This is a genomic window from Glutamicibacter sp. NPDC088483, from assembly GCF_044753145.1.
Lineage (GTDB): Bacteria > Actinomycetota > Actinomycetes > Actinomycetales > Micrococcaceae > Glutamicibacter.
Genome location: NZ_JBIVMP010000008.1, coordinates 198720 through 216925, shown reverse-complemented (window position 1 = coordinate 216925; position 18206 = coordinate 198720). Strand labels below are relative to the sequence as shown.

Sequence of the window (18206 nt, the reverse complement as noted above, 5' to 3'; positions counted from 1 at the left end):
TGAGGGTGTGGGAGAGTAGGTCACCGCCGGACTTAACTTGAGTAGATGGTTTGAGGCCCTGGTACCGTTTGGTGCCGGGGCCTCACCTGTTTAACGAGAAGGGGAGGGGGAATTGGGTAGCTGGTGCTGCTTGGTTCCCCCTCTCCTCCTGCTTTAACCTCGATAGCTGCTAAGCGACTAAGGCAACCATAAACACTTGACTTAGGCATCATTGTTCAAGGGGTCACTCGAAATGGGCATAGTGTGGGATATGAGCGAGGCTGCGACTGACTCATCGACGGTGACTCGACTCGTCTTCCAATTGCGAAAGAGGGAAACCGAACGTGAGAACTTATGTCGTTACTGGCGCTGCTTCCGGTATTGGCGCGGCCACTGCAGAATTGATTCGAGAACGTGGGCACAAGGTCATTGGAGTTGATCTACGCGATGCTGAGGTAACTGCTGACCTATCGACGCAGGCGGGCCGGCTAAGCGCCATCAGCCAGACCATAGAGCATTCCGAAGGCAAGATTGACGCGGTCATCGCGGCCGCAGGCATCTCGGCTCCTAAGGCGATTACCGTCTCGGTAAACTACTTCGGCGTAACCAGGTATCTGGAAGGCCTGCTGCCTGCATTGGGACTCTCGCAGTCACCACGCGTGGCCGTGGTTTCCTCGATGGCCTCGATCCAGCAGAATTCCGCTGAACTCGTTGATGCGTTGCTTGCAGGCGACGAGGAAGCAGCCCTGGCCATTGGTGCAGCCTTGGAAGCCGCTGGCCCGCGATCCGGTTACCTGAATTACCCGTCCTCCAAGCGTGCGCTGAGCCGCTGGGTTCGCCGCGAGTGCATCTCGGAGAAGTGGGCCGGCGCAGGGATCCCATTGAACGCTGTGGCTCCTGGCACCGTGATCACCAACATGACTCGGGACCTATTGGCGACAGAAGAAGGCAAAACGATGGTTGACCAGAATGTGCCGATGCCATTGAACTACCACTCTGAAGCCGTGGTAATTGCCAAGCTACTGCTGTGGCTAACGAGTGCAGAAAATACTCACGTCACCGGGCAAACGATTTACTGCGATGGCGGTGCCGAGGCTACGCTCCGCGGGGATGATATCTGGAGCTAGCCCAGTTAGCTGGGTATGTCGAAGGACACTATTGGTAACGCGTTCTGAAGTGGCGCATCCACTGCGTGCTTGATATAGTTATGGAGTTGTCGCAATCGCGAATGACACCGTAGTTTTCCCATGGCTAGCCATGAGGTATAGAGTTACGGCGATCATAGCGTGGGGGAAACGCCCAGATCCATACCGAACCTGGAAGCTAAGACCCACAGCGCCGATGGTACTGCACTCGGGAGGGTGTGGGAGAGTAGGTCATCGCCGGGCATAATTTGCCGAAGGCCCCGAACTTTTGTTCGGGGCCTTCGATGTTTAACCGGACTCTCGCGCAGCGGACTTAAAGCCAATGGCGGCTTGGAGTTCAATTTCCAAGCCGCCATTGGCGCTAGCCAGTATTAGGCGTTGTCCAAGCGCAGACCGCTTTCCGTATCAAACAGGTGCGCGTGCTGCAGATTTGGTGCAATATTGATGCGCTGTCCACGTGCGGGCGGCGTACGGCCGTCAACACGAACCACGACTATCTGAGTTTCGCCGCCTAGCTCTGCCGAACCGTAGATGTAGGCATCTGCGCCGAGCTCTTCAACAACGTCGACAACAATCTCCACGCCTTCGCCGGCACCGACAATCTCGATGTCCTCTGGACGGAAGCCCAAGGTGACTCCACCCTGTGCTCCCGGCGCATCGATAACAGCTGAACCGAAAGCAACCTGTCCATTGGCAGACTGCAACTGCACCAGGTTCATGGCAGGGGACCCAATGAAGCCTGCGACGAAGACATTGCGTGGGCGATCGTAGAGCTCACGAGGAGTGCCTACCTGCTGCAATTCGCCGTCCTTGAGTACGGCAACGCGGTCACCCATAGTCAAGGCTTCCACCTGGTCGTGGGTCACGTACACGGTCGTGACACCGAGTCGGCGGGTCAGCGACGCAATCTGGGTACGGGTCTGCACGCGCAGCTTTGCATCGAGGTTGGACAGCGGTTCGTCCATCAAGAACACCTGGGGCGAACGAACGATGGCGCGACCCATGGCCACACGCTGACGCTGGCCGCCAGACAAGGCCTTGGGCTTGCGGTCCAAGTACTTCTCCAGATCGAGAAGCTTGGCTGCCTCCAGCACGCGCTTCTTGCGTTCCTCCTTGTCGACGCCGGCGATCTTCAAGGCAAAGCCCATATTCTCGGCAACGGTCATGTGGGGGTACAGCGCGTAGTTCTGGAAGACCATGGCGATGTCGCGGTCCTTAGGCGGAACGTTGGTCACATCCTTATCGCCAATGAGAATACGACCGGAGTTTACTTCTTCCAAACCCGCGAGCATGCGCAGGGTGGTGGACTTGCCGCAACCCGAGGGGCCGACCAGGACAAGGAATTCTCCATCTTGGATTTCCAAGTCGATAGCGTCGACGGAAGGCACAAGTGCGCCCGGGTAAATACGGGTGGCCTTTTCAAAGGTCACAGTTGCCATGATGACAATCCTTTCACGGGCAGGTACGTGCCCGACGATCCGTAGTGAAAGTGAGTTGGGACACTTCAGTGTCGCATGGAAATCAGACTTTTCAAAAGGTGTGGTAATTCACTTGGCGAAAGGATATTATGCGCGGCCGCAGTTGGTCCAGGTCCCACCTTGATGCCCAGATCCGCTGCGCCAAGAACCTTGAATCCGTTCTCGTCGGTCACGTCATCACCGACAAAAAGGACCGCTTGGACGTCGAGTACTTCACGCAACCACTGCAGGCTCTGGCCCTTATCACCGTGATGCACGGTGGCCTCTAGCACCGCTTTGCCTTCAAGCAGTTTGATGCCATCCAAATCACCTAGCGCCTGCCGCGCCTGTGCCAGGGCCGTGGCAGCAACATCAGGTGTTGCCTGGCGGACGTGCAGGACCGTGGCCGACGGTTTGTACTCCACGCTGGCGTTCGCGTGCATCGCAGCAACTCGTTCCAGGCGCTGGGTAATTTGTCCGAGCAGCTCGGACTGCCCAGCGGTCAGCGGCTCATCGTGCCAGATCGCGCCCAGCTGTGGCGGAACCATGCGCTCGGCGCCGTGCGAACCAATGCGAATCTCTGGACGAGGCTCAGGATAGACCTCGCTCAAGGACTGCAGGTTACGCCCCGACACCACCGCGGTGTATACCCCGGGACTGGAAGCCAGCTGCTCGAAGGCAGCAGCAGACTCTTCCAGCGGCCGGGCCTCTTGCGGCCGGTCAACCAGCGGGGACATCGTTCCATCAAAGTCCAAAGCAACTAGTACCCGCTGATGGGCAGCAAATTCAGCCAGCGCGGCCTGCAGGGCAGGGTCAAGGTCAGGCAATGGTATTCCTCATCGGAGATCAGGATTCCTGTCGGAATCTTCTAGCGAACGATTTCGTGCACGGAGGTGGCCGCGTTGATCTCGGCCAGCTCGGCCAGGAAGTCCTCGGACCACTTCGAGACGTCGTTGAGCGCCAAGTGGCGGTTCATGCGTTTCATCCGGCGTTCCTGCTCTGCCTCATTCATCTGAACCGCTTCAACGATCCTGGCCTTCATCCCGTCGATATCGTGCGGGTTGACCAGGACAGCCTGGGTCAGCTGATCTGCAGCTCCGGTGTACTCCGAGAGCACCAGTACGCCGCGACCATCCTGGTGCGCAGCGACGAACTCCTTGGCCACCAGATTCATCCCATCGCGCAGGGCCGTGACCAGCAGGACATCGGCTGCCAGATACATGGCGATCATTTCGCGCAGCGGATAGGACTGGTGCAGGTAGCGCAGGGTGGTGTGGCTCAGGGTGTCATGCTGGCCGGTGATCTGCCCGACCATGAGCTCCACCTGATCACGCAGCTCGATGTAGCTGTCCACGTTTTCCCGGCTGGGGCTGGCTACCTGGATCAGGCAGACATCACCGGCGCGCAGAGTCTGGTCGGAGAGCAGCTCGCCATAGGCCTTCAGGCGGTGGCGAATGCCCTTGGTGTAGTCCAAGCGGTCCACGCCCAGCATGATGGTTTTCGGATTGCCCAGCTCATGGCGGATCTGGGCGGCACGGGCAATGATTTGCGGATCGCGTGCGAGCTTGGCGATTTGCTCGGTATCGATGGAAATCGGATGCGCATTGGCACGGCAGAGATTCTGCATGTCGTTACCGGCTGGGGGCGAAGCCACATCGCCCTTGGTGGAGTAGTCGGTGAACCGGCGCAAGCAGCGCAGGAAATTGCTCGCATCGGTTTCGCGCTGGAACCCGACCAAGTCCGCGCCGACCAGTCCCTGCAAGATCTGGGTGCGCCAGGGCAGCTGCGAAAACAGGCTGGCCGCCGGGAACGGTATGTGCAGGAAGAAGCCGATTTTCAGATCGGGTCGCGCCAGCCGCAGCATCTGCGGAACCAGCTGCAGCTGGTAGTCGTGGACCCACACGGTAGCGTTCGGAGCAGCGATTTCCAGTACGGCATCGGCGAATCGCTGGTTGATCCTCTTGTAGCGGTCCCACCAGGTGCGGTGGTACTCCGGTGGCACGATGACGTCGTGGTAGAGCGGCCAAAGCGTCGAGTTGGAGAAGCCCTCGTAGTAGAGGGTCAGGTCATCCTCATCCAGGGGGACCGGAACCAGATGGATGTCATCCTTGTCGAAGCTCTCCAGCTTCTCGCCGATACCGCCATGCCAACCCACCCAGGCACCTTCGGACGCAGCCATGACCGGTTCCAAGGCGGTAACCAAACCACCGGGCGAACGCTGGAATCCTTGCGATCCGTCAGGGTTGGTGATGCGGTCCACCGGAAGGCGGTTGGCTACAACCACAAAATCGTAGGAATATTCGGTCTTTGTACTCGGCGCTGGGGTACCCACTGCAAACCTCCTGGTTTGTTCAATCTGGTTCACCGGCGTGGTGCAGATTCGTCGGTTCTGAGTGAATGACTTCTCGTCAAATTTCCTCGCTCTTGCTATTTAGCCTAGTGAAAACTGACTGCTAAGGGAACGAAGAGACGGATTTCTCCGTCATATGGGCTACTTCTGCGCATGTGCCGCGTGGTCAGCAAAGGACGGGCAGCAAAGAAACGATATCCGACGATGGCTTGGTTTAACGCTCAACTTAAGGTTTTCGAAGCACTTTGGGTGCTGTATGCGAAAGATATGTGAGTCCTGTGAAGGTGGGGGAATCTTGAGTTTTCAAGGATATTGGCGCTCGGAGTTGGCTAAGCTTGACTCCAGATGATAGTTGTCCGCTGACCAAGGAACCGCCAAATTTATGTCTACAAATAATCCGCGCCCATCGAAGGCAGAGCGAACCGCGAGTGCCCGAGAGAAGGCGGCGCAGATGCGTGCCGCTCAAGATGCCGCTCAGAAGCGCAAGTCGCTTTTCGTGAAGCTGGGCGTATTGGCCGCAGTCATTGTGGTCATCGCACTGGTAGTTACCTTGATCGTGCAGAACAACAACGCAAAGGTGGCAGACTCCGGCGCCGTGCCGCAGGGCGGTACCGCAGCCGGTGGCATCATGGTCACCTCGCCGGACACTGTCGCAGAGAAGTCCATCGAGAATGTGGATATCAAGACGCTCGAAGCGCCTGCCGAGGCGCCATCGCCTGCTACCCCACGCGACCTGACGGTGGCTGAAAAGGGCGAACCGATCAACATCGCCATGTACGTTGACGCCAACTGCGTTCACTGTGCAGACTTCGAGGCTACCTACGGGGACCAGATCGAGGAATGGCTGGCCAACGGCGACGTCACCGTTGAATACCGCAACGTCGGCTACCTTGACCGTGGTTCAGCAACCAACTTCTCCTCGCGCGGCGCCAACGCATTGGCTTGCGTCGCCGACGAAAGCCCAGAAGCCTACATGGGCTTCGTCAAGGCGCTGTGGGGCCACTACCCAGAGGGCGAGATGAAGAACGCCGAGCTGGCCGATCTGGCGATCCAGAATGGCGCTGCGCAGTCCGTTGAAAGCTGCATCGCAGATGACAAGTTCCGTCCATTCGTCCAGTACACCACTACTGCCGGCCAGTACGATGGCGTGGCTGGCACCCCATCGATCTTCGTCCAGGGCGAGGTAGTCGATCTGGCAAAGGAAGACTTCCCAACCGCAGTGAAGGAAGCAATCGCTGCCAACAAGTAAGTCGAACCGGTAGCCTCTGGACAATTGTTCGGGATCCGGTAGTATCCTTATTGATCTCGCACCCCGACCGATGGGAAGGAAGCCAATGCTGGCTTCCTTCCCATCGGCATTTAACTCGGAGCATCGCCAATTCGCAGTGCCGCAGGGTTTTCGGATATTCTTATTCGGTACGCCCCCTTAGCTCAGCTGGCCAGAGCGTCTGTCTTGTAAACTGAAGGTCACCGGTTCGAATCCGGTAGGGGGCTCTGACCTGGTCCTGACCAGCAACGGGAACCGTGTCCATGAATCTTCATGGCGCGGTTTCTTTTTTTAGCCCCAGATCATGCCCGAGCCAGCGTCGCGCCTATGGCAGGCTCAAAGATCCCGCCGGTAGAATTCTGCGCAGAACCTATATTTGAAGGAGCCGACCATGGCCGGAGGCCTTGCAGCACTATTGGACGACGTGGCGGCGCTGGTGAAAGTCACCGCGGCATCGCTTGATGACATCGCGCTGGGCGCTGGCAAGGCCAGCACCAAATCGCTAGGCGTCGTCATCGATGATGCGGCAGTCACCCCGCAGTACGTGGCCGGGCTCTCGCCCAAGCGCGAGCTTCCAATCATCTGGAAGATCGCCGTTGGGTCTATCCGGAACAAGATGCTGTTCATCCTTCCGGTGGCGCTGGTCCTATCGCAGTTCGCTCCATGGGCGCTGACCCCGATCCTGATGATCGGTGGCGCCTATCTGGTTTTCGAAGGCGCCGAGAAGCTGCTTGAGGCGATGGGCGCGATCAAGCACCACACTCCGGGCGGCAAGGAGGGAGTGCGCGACGAGAAAGCGATCATCGGATCGGCAGTGCGCACAGACCTCGTGCTTTCCGCGGAGATCATGGTCATCTCGCTGAACGAGGTGTCCCACGAGCCGTTCTTGAATCGCGCGCTGATCCTGATTGTGATCGCCATCCTGATGACCGTCGTGGTCTATGGCGCCGTGGGCTTGATCGTCAAAATGGACGACATCGGCCTGCACATGGCCGCCAAGCCGCGCCAGCTCACGCAGAAGATCGGGCGCGGCCTGGTCAAGGCGATGCCCATCGTGATGTCCATCCTGAGCAAGGTCGGCGTGATCGCGATGCTCTGGGTCGGCGGGCACCTGCTGCTGGTCGGCATGGACGAACTGGGCTGGCACGCACCGTACGGCTTCGTGCACCACGTGGAACTGCTGGTCCACGACGCGACCGGCCAGGCCGGCGCCGTGCTGGGCTGGCTGGTGAACACCGCCTTCTCCTGCCTTGCCGGTTTCATCATGGGTACCGTGATTACCGTCATCATCCTGGGCATCCAGAAGCTGCGCCACAAGGGCAAAGCCGAAGCAGACCACTAGGAACAGGAATCAGCCAGATGCCCGCGCACGTAGAATAGAGAAGTTGCCGCCCGGACTCGGTCTACCGGTCCAGCCCAACTGTCTGGCCTACGTGGAAAGATCGATGCGTGTTGAGTAGAGAATTGACAGATCAGGCCACCGCCCGCCATGCGCGCGGAGCCTACTTCACCCCGGAACCCGTTGCCAGCTTCATGGCGCAGTGGGCGCTGGGGGAGCAAGGATCCAGGGTCCTGGAACCCTCCTGCGGTGAAGCGCAATTCCTTGCCGCTGCCCATCCGGTGCTCGCAGATGGCCGAGACCGGGTCGAGCTGGTGGGCCTGGAACTGCACGAACCATCGGTGCAGGCCGCCCGTGAACGGATGAGCGCCGCCGGGATCGACGCGCGCATCGAGCACGCCAACTTCTTCGAGGTCACCGGCAACGCCGAGTTCGACGCTGTCATCGGCAACCCTCCCTACGTGCGCTACCAGCTGCACCGCGGGGCTGACCGGCAGCTCTCGCGCGCCGCGGCCAAAGCCTCGGGCGTGGAACTGAATGAACTTGCCAGCATCTGGGCCGCTTTCGTCGTGCATGCCACCAGCTTCCTTGCCGTCGGCGGGCGCCTGGCCCTGGTGCTTCCGGCAGAGCTGATGTTCGTGAACTATGCCGGGCCTGTCCGCCAGATGCTGCTTGAACGCTTCGCCAGCGTGCACCTGGCCGTCTTCGAAGAGCGCTTGTTCGCCGACGCGCAGGAAGAAGTGCTGCTGCTGCTGGCCGAGGGCTACCGCGAAGGGGCTAGCGGTTCCTTCAACCTGCACCAATTCCGCAATGCGCTGGATCTGCAAGCCCTGGGCGAAGGCACCCGCCACACCCCGGTGCGCATGAACGAGCGCTGGACCGGTTCCCTGGTCGGCCTCGAAGCCCAGGGGATCTTGTCGGCGGCACTGGCCGCCGGCCGGATGGCGCCGCTGCAGTCCTGGGGCGAAACCTCGCTGGGCGCGGTCACCGGCAATAATAAGTGGTTCACCCTCTCGGCCCAGCAGATCCAGGACCTGGGGCTGGCCCGCGAGGACCTGATCCGGATCTCGCCTCCGGGCTCGCGCCACCTGCGCGGGCTGGAATTGAGCGAGGACGGCTGGGAAAAGCTCGCCGAGCACGGGGCAGCTGCCTACATGTTCCGCCCCGGCGCGGAACCCAGCGGCGCCGGTGCGCGCTTCGTGGCCAGCGGTGAACTGCAGAACGTCGACCAGGCCTACAAGTGCAAGGTGCGCTCGCCGTGGTGGCGGGTGCCGGTGCTCTCGGTGCCGGACCTGTTCATGACCTACATGAACGCCGACACCCCGCGGTTGACCGCCAACGAGGCCGCGGTGCACCACATCAACTCGATCCATGGGGTGTACCTCGGCGCCGATGCGCGCGAGCTGGGCCGCGAGCTGCTCCCGGTGGCATCGCTCAATACCCTGACCATGCTCGGAGCCGAAATGGTGGGCCGCTCCTACGGCGGCGGCATCCTGAAGCTGGAACCGCGTGAAGCCGACCAGCTGCCGGTCCCGGCGATCGGCATGGTGCAGCGCTATGCCCGGCAATTGCGTGCCATCAAGCCGGCGGTGCGTGAACTGCTGGTGCAGGGGCGCAAGCAAGAGGCCACCGACCTGGTGGACGGCGTGGTGCTCGAGCAGCTGCTCGGCTTGGAGCCGGATGCGCTGGAGGCGGTCCGCACTGCGCGAATGAATATGCTCGAACGCCGCAAGGCCAGAAGCAAAGCCGTGAGGGGATGAACGTGGCCAATCCTGCGATCGAAAAGACCTTGGCCTTTGCCGAATTCGATACCACGTTGATGTCAGCGGCGAAGGATTCGCCCTGGCTGGGCAATGGCGCGGTAACCGAGGAATTCAACCCGTCCTTCCCGGTGCTCGAACGCCTGCTGAGCATCCCGGTCCGCAACAAGGCGGTCACCCGATCGGGCCGCTTTGCCCAGGGCGTGGACGCATGGCTGGCCCATGAATTGCGCCGTGCCGGATTCGATGCGGATCTGGTGTGGCCGCGTCCCGAGGCGCCCCGGGTCTTGTCCAGCGACATCCTGGAACTGCTGCGCAAGCTGCCAGAGCGGCTGGCCGACGAGGTGCACGAGTCCATCATGGCGGGCAAGGCGGGCAGCATCGACGCGCGCATCCTGGGCCGCGCCTACATGAAGCAAACCGACGTGGTGATGACCCATTGGTCCACCGGTCCCGAGCTGCTGCTCAGCACCAAGGCGATGACCTCATCCTTCGGCAAGAACCTGGCCAACCGCTATGAAGAGGCCTATGGGGATGCGGCTAACCTGCGGGCCCGCTACCCGCTGGCAGCCGTCGGGTTCTTCTTCGTGCAGCGTGCCACGATCCTGGAATCCGAGCCGGCTGCCTTCCGCCGCACCGTGGACATGATCCGCAAGCTGCGCGACTTCGGCGACGGCTTCGGGTACACCGCCACCGGCCTGCTGCTGGTGGATTGGGATGAGAGCGCAGAGGATCCAGAAGTGAAATGCGTCCACGCTCCGGTGCCAGCGGATATTGCCGCGCCGCAGTTCCTCAACACCATGGTCGATGCGGTCCTGAAGGTCACCCCGATTGACCTGCACGAGGCCGCTCGCGCTCGCCGGGCCGGAGAAGTTGCCCCGCTGCCGGGCCACGGCTCCGTGGACGAGCAGCAGGACGCCCTGTTCTAGGCGGTCACATCACCGGCACGGCGGAGGCCGAATCATCGGATCCGAACTGCGCGGCGAATCCCTGGACCGGGGCCGGGCCGGCCATGAGGCTCGGGGCTGGCATCGCACTTTCGGGAAGGTGGATGGCCACGTGGTCCTCGGAGGCCTGCGGCAATTGCGCGGCCCACTGCCATGCGGCCTCGGTGGCCCGGTAGATGAACTTCAGCTGCCCATCGTGCTCGAAGCTGCGCTCGCGCTGCCACAGCTCCGAGCGCTCGTAGAAGGCCCAGGATGCCGGGTTCTGCGAATCGATGACGCTGATCGGGGTTTTGCCCGAACGCAGCGCGTGGGCAAGGCGCAGCGACGTCGCATGCTGGCGGATGCCCAGGCGGCGGTAGTCCGGGCGCACGGCCATGCAACCGAGCTCCACGGCATTCATCGAAGAAGTCGGGGCAATGATGGAATCATGCACGAGGCCTGCGGCAACCAAGGTGCCCTGGTCGCGCACGGTCACAAGCAGCGAGAGCCGGTCGAACTTCTGGTTCCAGCGCTGGTCGACCAAGGGGTAGAGGGTCGCTAATTCGGCGCGCTGGGCCGGCTGAACGCATAGGGATGACAAGGAAAAGTTCAGGTTTTCAAACACTGGGGTACGGTCCTAAATTCTAAGAACGAACGAAAGATGAGGCTTTTGCGCGGTGGAAAAATCCACTGCGCGGTTTCGTTGGCCTTGAGGGGACCGATGCCGGCGGCTTCCGGCAACTTCCTTGTAGGGTCCAGTTTGAGCTCGATGAGCTAGAAAAATTATGGAGTCTAAAGTCCCTTTTTGACAAGTGGAAATGGGTACTTTTAGGTGAATCGCAAATAAACTATTCGGCGTTGTTTTTCTGCTCTACTCATTGCCTGAACCACGACTGTTCGAACCTGCGCTCGAAGCGGCATTTCGGCGTGTTCCGGGGGCGGAATCCGGGCGCTGGAACCGGTGGCCGATTTGGAGTGAGGTCCACGGCCCGGTAGGATTGCTTATGCGCTTGGCTTGCAAGTCAGGGCGCAGATGGATCTTTAGCTCAGTTGGTTAGAGCGTTCGCCTCACACGCGAAAGGTCGCTGGTTCGAGTCCAGTAAGATCCACCAAGAACGAAAGCCACCGCAATGCGGTGGCTTTCGCTGTTTCCGGGACAGCCAGGATCCTAGGCGCCAAGCAGCTGGTGCACCATGGGCTTGACCTCTTCTCCGAGCAACTTGATGCTGTTCATCATCGCCTCGTGCGGCAAGGAACCGGCAGAGTACTTGATGTCAACGCGCGACAAGCCCAGCTGCTGGGCCACCTTGGCCATCTTCCGTGCCACAGTTTCCGGGCTGCCGGCCATCATGGCTCCCTCGGGCCCCATGGAAGCCTGCAAGCGCATCTTGCTGGCCGGCGGCCAGCCTCGTTCGGCGCCCAGCCGATTCATGGTGCGCTGGTAATGCGGCCAGAGGGTTTCCAGGGCCTCCTGGTCGGTGGAAGCCACCAAGCCATGGAAGTGCGCCGAGACCGGCAATTCTCCATGGCCGAACTCCTTCAGCGCACGGCGGTAGAGAGTGGCCAAGCCTTCGAAAGCCGAGGGCTGGCCGCCGATAATGGCCAAGCACAACGGCAAGCCATGCCGGGCCGCGCGGGTTACCGACTGCGGGCTGCCACCCACACCCACCCAGGTGGTCAAGGGCTGGTCTTCCAGCAGCGGGTAGATCTGCTGGTTGCGCAAGGCGGCGCGGTGCTTGCCCTGCCAGGAAACCGGCGTGCCGTGGCGGAGCTTGGCCAGCAGATGCAGCTTCTCTTCGAACAGGTCCTCGTAGTCTTCAAGATCCAGGCCGAAGAGCGGGAAGGATTCAATGAAGGAGCCGCGGCCTGCGATGATCTCCACTCGCCCGTTGGAGATCGCGTCCAAGGTGGCAAAGCGTTCGTAGACGCGCACCGGGTCGTCGCTGGAGAGCACGGTCACCGCGGTGCCGAGCTTGATGCGCTGGGTAGTGCTGGCCAGGGCGGCCAGAACCATTTCGGGGGAGGAGATGGCATAGTCATCGCGGTGGTGCTCGCCGACACCGAAGAAATCAAGGCCCGAGGCTTCGGCCTGCTGCCCCTCGGCGATGACATTGCGGATCACCTGGGCATGGCTCAGCGGGTTGCCCTGGGCATCCTCGGTGATGTCGCCGAAGGTCTCGGCTCCGATTTCTGGCAAAGGGAACTGCGTATTCATTGGATCCTCCGGATTATATGCAAACACATCTAACTTCTGCATGGTGCAACCAACTGCCGAGCGCCGGTATTCCAGTGGCCGAAAATACCCTTAAATGTGTTCGGCAATACCTCCCGAATTCGCCACGTTCCCGACAACTTTTCATGCACGGGTTGTATGGTGAATCCCATGGGAAAAACTTTGGATGAGGGGGCATGATTCGTGGCGCATCGATCTAGCGAGGAACAGGCCGCCTCGTCGAATGCCGTAGGCGAGGATCCGGCTCCGCTAGCTGGCGTCTTGCCCCGCATTGCCACTAGTGAGATCAACATGGGCTTCCATCCGGCAGAGCCCGCCGAAGAGCCGGCAACGGCATCTGAATTGCCGCTCAATACGGCGGTCAGCGCCAACGTGGCGGCTGCCGATGTCTCGGATATCGAGTGGCGCACCGGCCAGGTTCACACCACCGATGAGGGCATTACCCTCATGCCTACCCGCGCCAACCCGGTGGCCCGTCGGCTGCTGGCGAAAATGTGGATCTCGGATACCCCTCCCACTGAGGCGCTGAACATCGTTGAGCGCCTGCAGGGCACCCCCTACGCCAACCCCAAGGTCAATGTGGACCAGGACGCGTCCAACCGGCGCACCATGGAGTTCGCGCTGGATTTGGGCGAGACCTTGATCCGCTACGGCGCAGGCGCCTTGGAAGTGGAAACCAGCGTGATCGCGGTGACCGCGGCACTGGGCCTGAGCCACTTGGACGTGGACATCACCAACCAGTCCCTGCATTTGAACTACAGCCCGCCGGACGCCGAAAGCTACTCGGTGCTGCGTGTGGTCCGCTCCTACACCTCGAACTACGCCGGCATGGTGCTGGTGCACGAACTCGTCTCGGATATCATTGCCGGCGGCGTATCGCGATCCGTTTCAGCGAAGCGGCTGAAGGACATCACGCGGCAGCCCAAGCCGTTCCCGCGCTGGATCGTCGCCTGCGGCCGGGCCGTGTTCGCGGCCGCGTTCGTGCTCTTCATTGGCGGCTCGTGGGCTGGTGCGCTGGTGGCGATGCTGTCCTCGAGCCTCGTGACGCAGATCGGCCGATACGGCTCGCGCTGGAGAGTGCCCGAGTTCTTCACTATCGCGGCCTCGACATTGGTGGTCACCGGCATCGCCTTGCTGGGGCATCAATTCCACGCTCCGCTGGATCCGGCGCTGGTGGTCTCTGGCGGCATCTTGCTGCTGCTTCCGTCGGGCAGATTCGTTTCGGCATTGCAGGATGCCATCAACGGCTTCCCGGTGACAGCGGTAGGCCGGTTGTTCTCGGCCAGCCTGATCTACGGGGCGATCCTCTGCGGAATTGCTACGGCCCTGGTGATCTCGGATCTGCTCGGGGGAGAGAAGGTCGACGTTCACCAGATCGTCCAAACCGACTATCCGGCCTGGCTGCTGGTGGTCTTGGTGGGCGTGGCCATTGTCGCCGGTGCGGTCACCGAGCAGAGCGCGCTGCGCCTGCTGCTGCCTACCGCCGGCATTGCGGTCGGCGGCTACCTGGTGCAGCTGCTGGCTGAAAGCATTGGACTCGGAGACCGGGCTACCCCGGCGCTGGTCGCCACGGTGATCGGTTTCGCCGCGCGGCTGGCAGCGGACAAACTCCGCTCCCCGCAGCTGGTGCTAGCGGCTCCTGCGGTCATGTTCCTGCTTCCGGGCCTGATGATCTTCCGCGCAATGTACGGCATCGTCATCAACGTCAATGACACCGCCACGGGACTGGTGGAGATGTTCAACGCCATGGCGATCATGCTCTCCATCGCTGGCGGCGTCGTCTTCGGCGATACGCTGTGCCGTCCATTGACCTCCAGCGCCCGGCGTGAGCGCCGGCGGATCCGCCGACGCTAGGCTTTCGGCAACGACCAGTCAATCGGCTTCTGTCCGCTGTCGGACAGGAGCCGATTGATGCTTGAGAAGGGCTTGGAGCCGAAGAACCCGCGCGAGGCTGAGAGCGGCGAAGGATGGGCGCTTTGCAGCTGCACGGCATTGGACAGGGACTCGGAGAGTTTCTGCGCATGCTGGCCCCAGAGCAAAGCCGCCGGAGGCCGCGGACGGTCATTGAGCGCGGTGAGGATGGCATGCAGAATTGGCGCCCAACCCAGCTTCTGATGCGAGCCGGCATTGCCAGCGGCTACGGAGAGCACCTGGTTCAACAGCAAGACGCCTTCTGAGAGCCATGGACTGAGATCCGGATGCGCAACCGGATCCAGCCCCAGATCGGACTGCAATTCCTTGTAGATATTGGCCAAGGAGCGCGGCAGCGGTCGCACCTGCTTGTTGGCCGCGAAGGCCAAACCGTTTGCGTGGCCGGGTGTCGGATATGGGTCTTGGCCAATAATTAGGACCTTGACTTCGGACAATGGCAGGCTCAGTGCGCGGAACATCACCTCCGGTGCCGGCAGGATCTGTTCACCGGCCGCCGAACGGGCCGCCAACTCGGTGGCCAGGGAACGCAGCAACGAGTCCTGCTCGCAGAGTGCCGGTACCCAGTCTGCAGCGATAAACCCGTGGTCGGCCATGGATTGGGCACCATGGTAGAACGGGAAATCAGCCGCTTCGTACACTGGTGTCCGAGCTGGCTGGGGTGCATCGAAAAGTGCTGGCTGCAAATCGTCCATAGGGGTAATTGTGCCGTTTTTCTGGCGTGCCTGTGCTCGGCCACACGGTGTTAGGCAAGCAGATTGGTTAGAATATCGGTGGTATGTCTACCGATGGTGGATTACATGCATAACCGAAACCTGAGAAAACTGGTCCAATGACAGAGGTGAGAACGTATGGCTGAGAATGAATTGCTGGTGGATTTCGTCATGAACCCGGATTCGGAATTGGATGAGCGTTCGCAACAGATCCTCAACCTGGAAAAGTTGTGGTGGAAGTATGCCGGGGCCAAGGAACAAGCCATTACCAAGCAGTTTTCGATGTCGCCGACGAATTATTACCAGCTGCTGAACCAGCTGATTGAAACCGACGCGGCACTGGCCTACGACCCGATGTTGGTCAAGCGCCTGCGCAGAGCACGTTCCACAAAACGTCGCGTGGGCGGTAAGGTCGGCACGGGACGATAACCCTGCCTGCCGTGACCAATCAGACCTCGAGCAAGGACAAGAATGACCAACTACCCGCGTGACGAATTTGATCGCGTTCCGGAGTTCAGCACCCGTGTGGGTTCGCACCACGCCCACGGATGGGCGCAGTCCGCCGCGTCGAAGTCAACCGGTGGGAAATTGCGCTGGGTAGTGCTGACCGCTGTACTCGTGCTGGTGATCGGTGCCTTGTCCTTCATCTTCGGCCCTCAGCTCAAGGAGACCCTCGCGACTTCCACGGGAAGCGACACCTCGCAAACCCAGGAAGTCACCGCCGAGCCCTCCGTGGAACCCACACCTAGTGAATCCGCATCGCCAACGAGCACCATCGATGACGAAGACGTGCTCTACGGCCAGCTGATTGGCGTGTACAACGCGGCAAGTGTTGCCGGTCTGGCTAATGAAGGCGAAGACGCCATGGCCGAAGCCGGGTTCACCAGCATTGTGGCCGACAACTGGACCAGGCCCGCAGAAGTCTCCACGGTTTATTACATGTCCGAGTCCTACCGCACTACCGCTGAAAAAGCTGCAGAAATCCTGAATATCGACGAAGTTCTGCAGACCAGCAACATTCCGAACCGGGTCACCGTGGTTCTGGGCTCCGATGACACCCTGGGGCTAAACGAATAATTCGTTCATAATTCCATTCGCTTAGAGCCGATCGGCTTGCACTCGCCATGCGAGAGTGCCAATATTTGTATTAGCACTCATGCGTTGCGACTGCTAACGCCGGTCGGCTTTTGCGTTCTCCAAGAACTCCATGAAGCACCGGACAGCGGACGCAGGGCGTGGGCGTGGAAAATACCTCAGATAGCGAGAGCTGAAACGGTTGCTGGCCCGATGCCGCACCGGTCCACTCGTCCGTCGCGGGCGCTGTCTGTCGGTTGCATTTTCGCAAAATCGTCCCGAAAGGACCGTACGCCACAATGGCTAAGATGATTGCATTTGACGAGGAAGCACGCCGCGGACTTGAGCGCGGCCTGAACACCCTTGCTGACGCGGTGAAGGTCACCCTGGGCCCACGCGGCCGCAACGTTGTTCTGGAAAAGAAGTGGGGCGCTCCTACTATCACCAACGACGGCGTGTCCATCGCTAAGGAAATCGACCTCGAAGAGCCTTACGAGAAGATCGGCGCAGAGCTGGTCAAGGAAGTTGCCAAGAAGACCGACGACGTCGCTGGCGACGGTACCACCACCGCAACCGTGCTGGCACAGGCACTGGTCAAGGAAGGCCTGCGCAACGTTGCTGCAGGTGCTGACCCAATCGCACTGCGCCGCGGTATCGACAAGGCCGTAGAAGCTGTTACCGCTGAACTGTTCGCCGCTGCGAAGAAGGTCGAATCCAAGGAGCAGATCGCTGCTACCGCTTCGATCTCTGCTGGCGATCCGGAAATCGGCGCACTGATCGCTGAAGCTCTCGACAAGGTCGGCGAGCAGGGCGTTATCACCGTTGAAGAATCCAACACCTTCGGCCTGGAGCTGGAGCTGGCAGAGGGCATGCGCTTCGATAAGGGCTACATCTCCGCTTACTTCGTCACCGACGCTGAGCGCCAGGAAACCGTTCTTGAGGACCCTTACGTCCTCATCGTGAACTCGAAGATCTCCTCGGTCAAGGACATGGTGACCTTGCTGGAGAAGGTCATGCAGTCGAACAAGTCGCTGCTGATCATCGCCGAAGATGTCGAGGGCGAAGCCCTGGCTACCCTGATCCTGAACAAGATCCGCGGCCTGTTCAAGTCCGTTGCTGTCAAGGCTCCGGGCTTCGGCGACCGTCGCAAGGCCATGCTGACCGACATCGCTATCCTCACCGGCGGCCAGGTTGTTTCCGAGGAAATCGGCCTGTCCCTGGACAACGTAGGCCTGGAAGTCCTCGGTACCGCCCGCAAGGTCGTTATCACCAAGGACGAGACCACCATCGTTGAAGGTGGCGGCGAAGCCGACGCCATCGAGGGACGCAAGGCCCAGATCGCTGCCGAGATCAAGAACACCGACTCGGACTACGACCGCGAGAAGCTGCAGGAGCGCCACGCAAAGCTCTCCGGCGGTGTCGCTGTGCTGAAGGCCGGCGCTGCTACCGAGGTAGAGCTCAAGGAGCGCAAGCACCGCATCGAAGATGCCGTGCGCAACGCCAAGGCAGCTGTTGAAGAAGGCATCGTCGCCGGTGGTGGCGTTGCACTGATCCAGGCTGGCGCTGCAGCATTCGAGAAGCTGGTTCTGGAAGGCGACGAAGCTACCGGTGCGAACATCGTCCGCGTTGGCATCGAAGCCCCGCTGAAGCAGATTGCCCTGAACGCTGGCATGGAGCCAGGCGTTGTCGCTGACAAGGTCAAGGGCCTGCCAGCAGGTCACGGCCTGAACGCTGCAACCGGCGAATACGTCAACCTGCTTGAAGCTGGTGTCAACGACCCAGTGAAGGTGACCCGTTCGGCACTGCAGAACGCGGCATCGATCGCTGGCCTGTTCCTGACCACCGAAGCTGTTGTCGCAGATAAGCCAGCTCCTGCTGGCGCTGCCCCAGCCGGTGGCGATGACATGGGTGGCATGGGCGGAATGGGCGGCTTCTAAGCTTCCCGCACGCACTAAGCACGCAGTAATCGCGCCGATGGCCCGGATCCTTTCGAGGAATCCGGGCCATCGGCCGTTTAACGTGGGACAAGCGTTG

Annotated in this window: 15 protein-coding genes, 2 tRNA genes and 1 rRNA gene; 12 read left to right on the top strand and 6 right to left on the bottom strand. The window is 60.8% G+C overall.

All coding sequences use genetic code 11. The features are described 5' to 3' along the window. Positions 1–323: 323 nt before the first annotated feature. Positions 324–1106: an SDR family oxidoreductase gene (locus ACIP6G_RS17360; protein ID WP_400291515.1), complete on the top strand. Its 783-nt coding sequence runs from the start codon at positions 324–326 to the stop codon at positions 1104–1106. Positions 1107–1250: 144 nt separating this feature from the next. Further along, positions 1251–1367, top strand: a 5S ribosomal RNA gene (gene rrf, locus ACIP6G_RS17355). A 128-nt stretch (positions 1368–1495) separates the two neighbouring features. Here rrf and ACIP6G_RS17350 read toward each other — a convergent pair. The 3 genes from ACIP6G_RS17350 to ACIP6G_RS17340 form a co-directional block, all read right to left on the bottom strand. After that, the gene (locus tag ACIP6G_RS17350; RefSeq protein WP_105659109.1) at positions 1496–2563 is read right to left on the bottom strand and encodes an ABC transporter ATP-binding protein; all 1068 of its coding nucleotides are present in this window, start codon (positions 2561–2563) and stop codon (positions 1496–1498) included. Positions 2564–2628: 65 nt separating this feature from the next. After that, positions 2629–3408 carry a trehalose-phosphatase gene (gene otsB, locus ACIP6G_RS17345; protein WP_400291513.1) on the bottom strand — a complete coding sequence of 260 codons (780 nt, stop codon included), beginning with the start codon at positions 3406–3408 and terminating at the stop codon, positions 2629–2631. A gap of 41 nt (positions 3409–3449) precedes the next feature. Beyond that, positions 3450–4913 carry a trehalose-6-phosphate synthase gene (locus ACIP6G_RS17340; protein WP_332503258.1) on the bottom strand — a complete coding sequence of 488 codons (1464 nt, stop codon included), beginning with the start codon at positions 4911–4913 and terminating at the stop codon, positions 3450–3452. A 400-nt stretch (positions 4914–5313) separates the two neighbouring features. On the opposite strand from ACIP6G_RS17340, the gene ACIP6G_RS17335 reads away from it, so the two are divergent. The 5 genes from ACIP6G_RS17335 to ACIP6G_RS17315 all read left to right on the top strand — a co-directional run bounded on the left by ACIP6G_RS17335 (position 5314) and on the right by ACIP6G_RS17315 (position 10226). Further along, positions 5314–6180 carry a thioredoxin domain-containing protein gene (locus tag ACIP6G_RS17335; RefSeq protein WP_332728156.1) on the top strand — a complete coding sequence of 289 codons (867 nt, stop codon included), beginning with the start codon at positions 5314–5316 and terminating at the stop codon, positions 6178–6180. A 171-nt stretch (positions 6181–6351) separates the two neighbouring features. Continuing rightward, a tRNA-Thr gene (locus tag ACIP6G_RS17330) sits at positions 6352–6425 on the top strand. Between the two features lie 164 nt (positions 6426–6589). After that, a complete protein-coding gene (locus tag ACIP6G_RS17325) occupies positions 6590–7540 on the top strand; it encodes a DUF808 domain-containing protein (protein ID WP_332487740.1) in 951 nt (316 codons plus the stop codon). Between the two features lie 122 nt (positions 7541–7662). Continuing rightward, on the top strand, positions 7663–9297 hold the full coding sequence (locus ACIP6G_RS17320) for a class I SAM-dependent DNA methyltransferase (protein WP_400291511.1): 1635 nt from the start codon (positions 7663–7665) through the stop codon (positions 9295–9297). Continuing rightward, the gene (locus ACIP6G_RS17315) at positions 9294–10226 is read left to right on the top strand and encodes a hypothetical protein (RefSeq protein WP_400291509.1); all 933 of its coding nucleotides are present in this window, start codon (positions 9294–9296) and stop codon (positions 10224–10226) included. Before ACIP6G_RS17320 ends, ACIP6G_RS17315 begins: the two co-directional genes overlap by 4 nt. A gap of 4 nt (positions 10227–10230) precedes the next feature. Here the strand turns inward: ACIP6G_RS17315 and ACIP6G_RS17310 are convergent, their stop codons facing one another. Beyond that, positions 10231–10848: a GNAT family N-acetyltransferase gene (locus tag ACIP6G_RS17310; RefSeq protein ID WP_332487736.1), complete on the bottom strand. Its 618-nt coding sequence runs from the start codon at positions 10846–10848 to the stop codon at positions 10231–10233. A 410-nt stretch (positions 10849–11258) separates the two neighbouring features. Here ACIP6G_RS17310 and ACIP6G_RS17305 point away from each other — a divergent pair. Then, a tRNA-Val gene (locus ACIP6G_RS17305) sits at positions 11259–11335 on the top strand. A 56-nt stretch (positions 11336–11391) separates the two neighbouring features. Here ACIP6G_RS17305 and ACIP6G_RS17300 read toward each other — a convergent pair. Further along, positions 11392–12438: an LLM class flavin-dependent oxidoreductase gene (locus tag ACIP6G_RS17300; RefSeq protein WP_105661591.1), complete on the bottom strand. Its 1047-nt coding sequence runs from the start codon at positions 12436–12438 to the stop codon at positions 11392–11394. Positions 12439–12639: 201 nt separating this feature from the next. On the opposite strand from ACIP6G_RS17300, the gene ACIP6G_RS17295 reads away from it, so the two are divergent. Further along, the gene (locus ACIP6G_RS17295; RefSeq protein WP_105659118.1) at positions 12640–14310 is read left to right on the top strand and encodes a threonine/serine exporter ThrE family protein; all 1671 of its coding nucleotides are present in this window, start codon (positions 12640–12642) and stop codon (positions 14308–14310) included. Here ACIP6G_RS17295 and ACIP6G_RS17290 read toward each other — a convergent pair. Then, the gene (locus ACIP6G_RS17290) at positions 14307–15080 is read right to left on the bottom strand and encodes a uracil-DNA glycosylase (protein ID WP_400291506.1); all 774 of its coding nucleotides are present in this window, start codon (positions 15078–15080) and stop codon (positions 14307–14309) included. The two genes, ACIP6G_RS17295 and ACIP6G_RS17290, sit on opposite strands and share 4 nt — an antisense overlap. A 156-nt stretch (positions 15081–15236) precedes the next feature. Here ACIP6G_RS17290 and ACIP6G_RS17285 point away from each other — a divergent pair, with 156 nt between their 5' ends. From ACIP6G_RS17285 to groL, 3 genes are all read left to right on the top strand, one after another. Beyond that, positions 15237–15527 (top strand): DUF3263 domain-containing protein, encoded by a 291-nt coding sequence (locus ACIP6G_RS17285; protein ID WP_105659120.1) that lies wholly within the window; start codon positions 15237–15239, stop codon positions 15525–15527. Between the two features lie 42 nt (positions 15528–15569). Beyond that, complete coding sequence (locus tag ACIP6G_RS17280) at positions 15570–16175, top strand: LytR C-terminal domain-containing protein (protein ID WP_105659121.1); 606 nt, start codon at positions 15570–15572, stop codon at positions 16173–16175. Between the two features lie 296 nt (positions 16176–16471). Then, the gene (gene groL, locus ACIP6G_RS17275) at positions 16472–18109 is read left to right on the top strand and encodes a chaperonin GroEL (protein ID WP_105659122.1); all 1638 of its coding nucleotides are present in this window, start codon (positions 16472–16474) and stop codon (positions 18107–18109) included. The last annotated feature ends 97 nt before the right edge of the window (positions 18110–18206 follow it).

Coding starts and splice junctions, on each gene's coding strand:
- ACIP6G_RS17285 (WP_105659120.1), top strand. CDS start 15,237: ATGGCTGAGAATGAATTGCTGGTGGATTTCGTCATGAACCCGGATTCG.
- ACIP6G_RS17325 (WP_332487740.1), top strand. CDS start 6,590: ATGGCCGGAGGCCTTGCAGCACTATTGGACGACGTGGCGGCGCTGGTG.
- ACIP6G_RS17350 (WP_105659109.1), bottom strand. CDS start 2,563: ATGGCAACTGTGACCTTTGAAAAGGCCACCCGTATTTACCCGGGCGCA.
- ACIP6G_RS17300 (WP_105661591.1), bottom strand. CDS start 12,438: ATGAATACGCAGTTCCCTTTGCCAGAAATCGGAGCCGAGACCTTCGGC.
- groL (WP_105659122.1), top strand. CDS start 16,472: ATGGCTAAGATGATTGCATTTGACGAGGAAGCACGCCGCGGACTTGAG.
- ACIP6G_RS17335 (WP_332728156.1), top strand. CDS start 5,314: ATGTCTACAAATAATCCGCGCCCATCGAAGGCAGAGCGAACCGCGAGT.
- ACIP6G_RS17290 (WP_400291506.1), bottom strand. CDS start 15,080: ATGGACGATTTGCAGCCAGCACTTTTCGATGCACCCCAGCCAGCTCGG.
- ACIP6G_RS17280 (WP_105659121.1), top strand. CDS start 15,570: ATGACCAACTACCCGCGTGACGAATTTGATCGCGTTCCGGAGTTCAGC.
- ACIP6G_RS17315 (WP_400291509.1), top strand. CDS start 9,294: ATGAACGTGGCCAATCCTGCGATCGAAAAGACCTTGGCCTTTGCCGAA.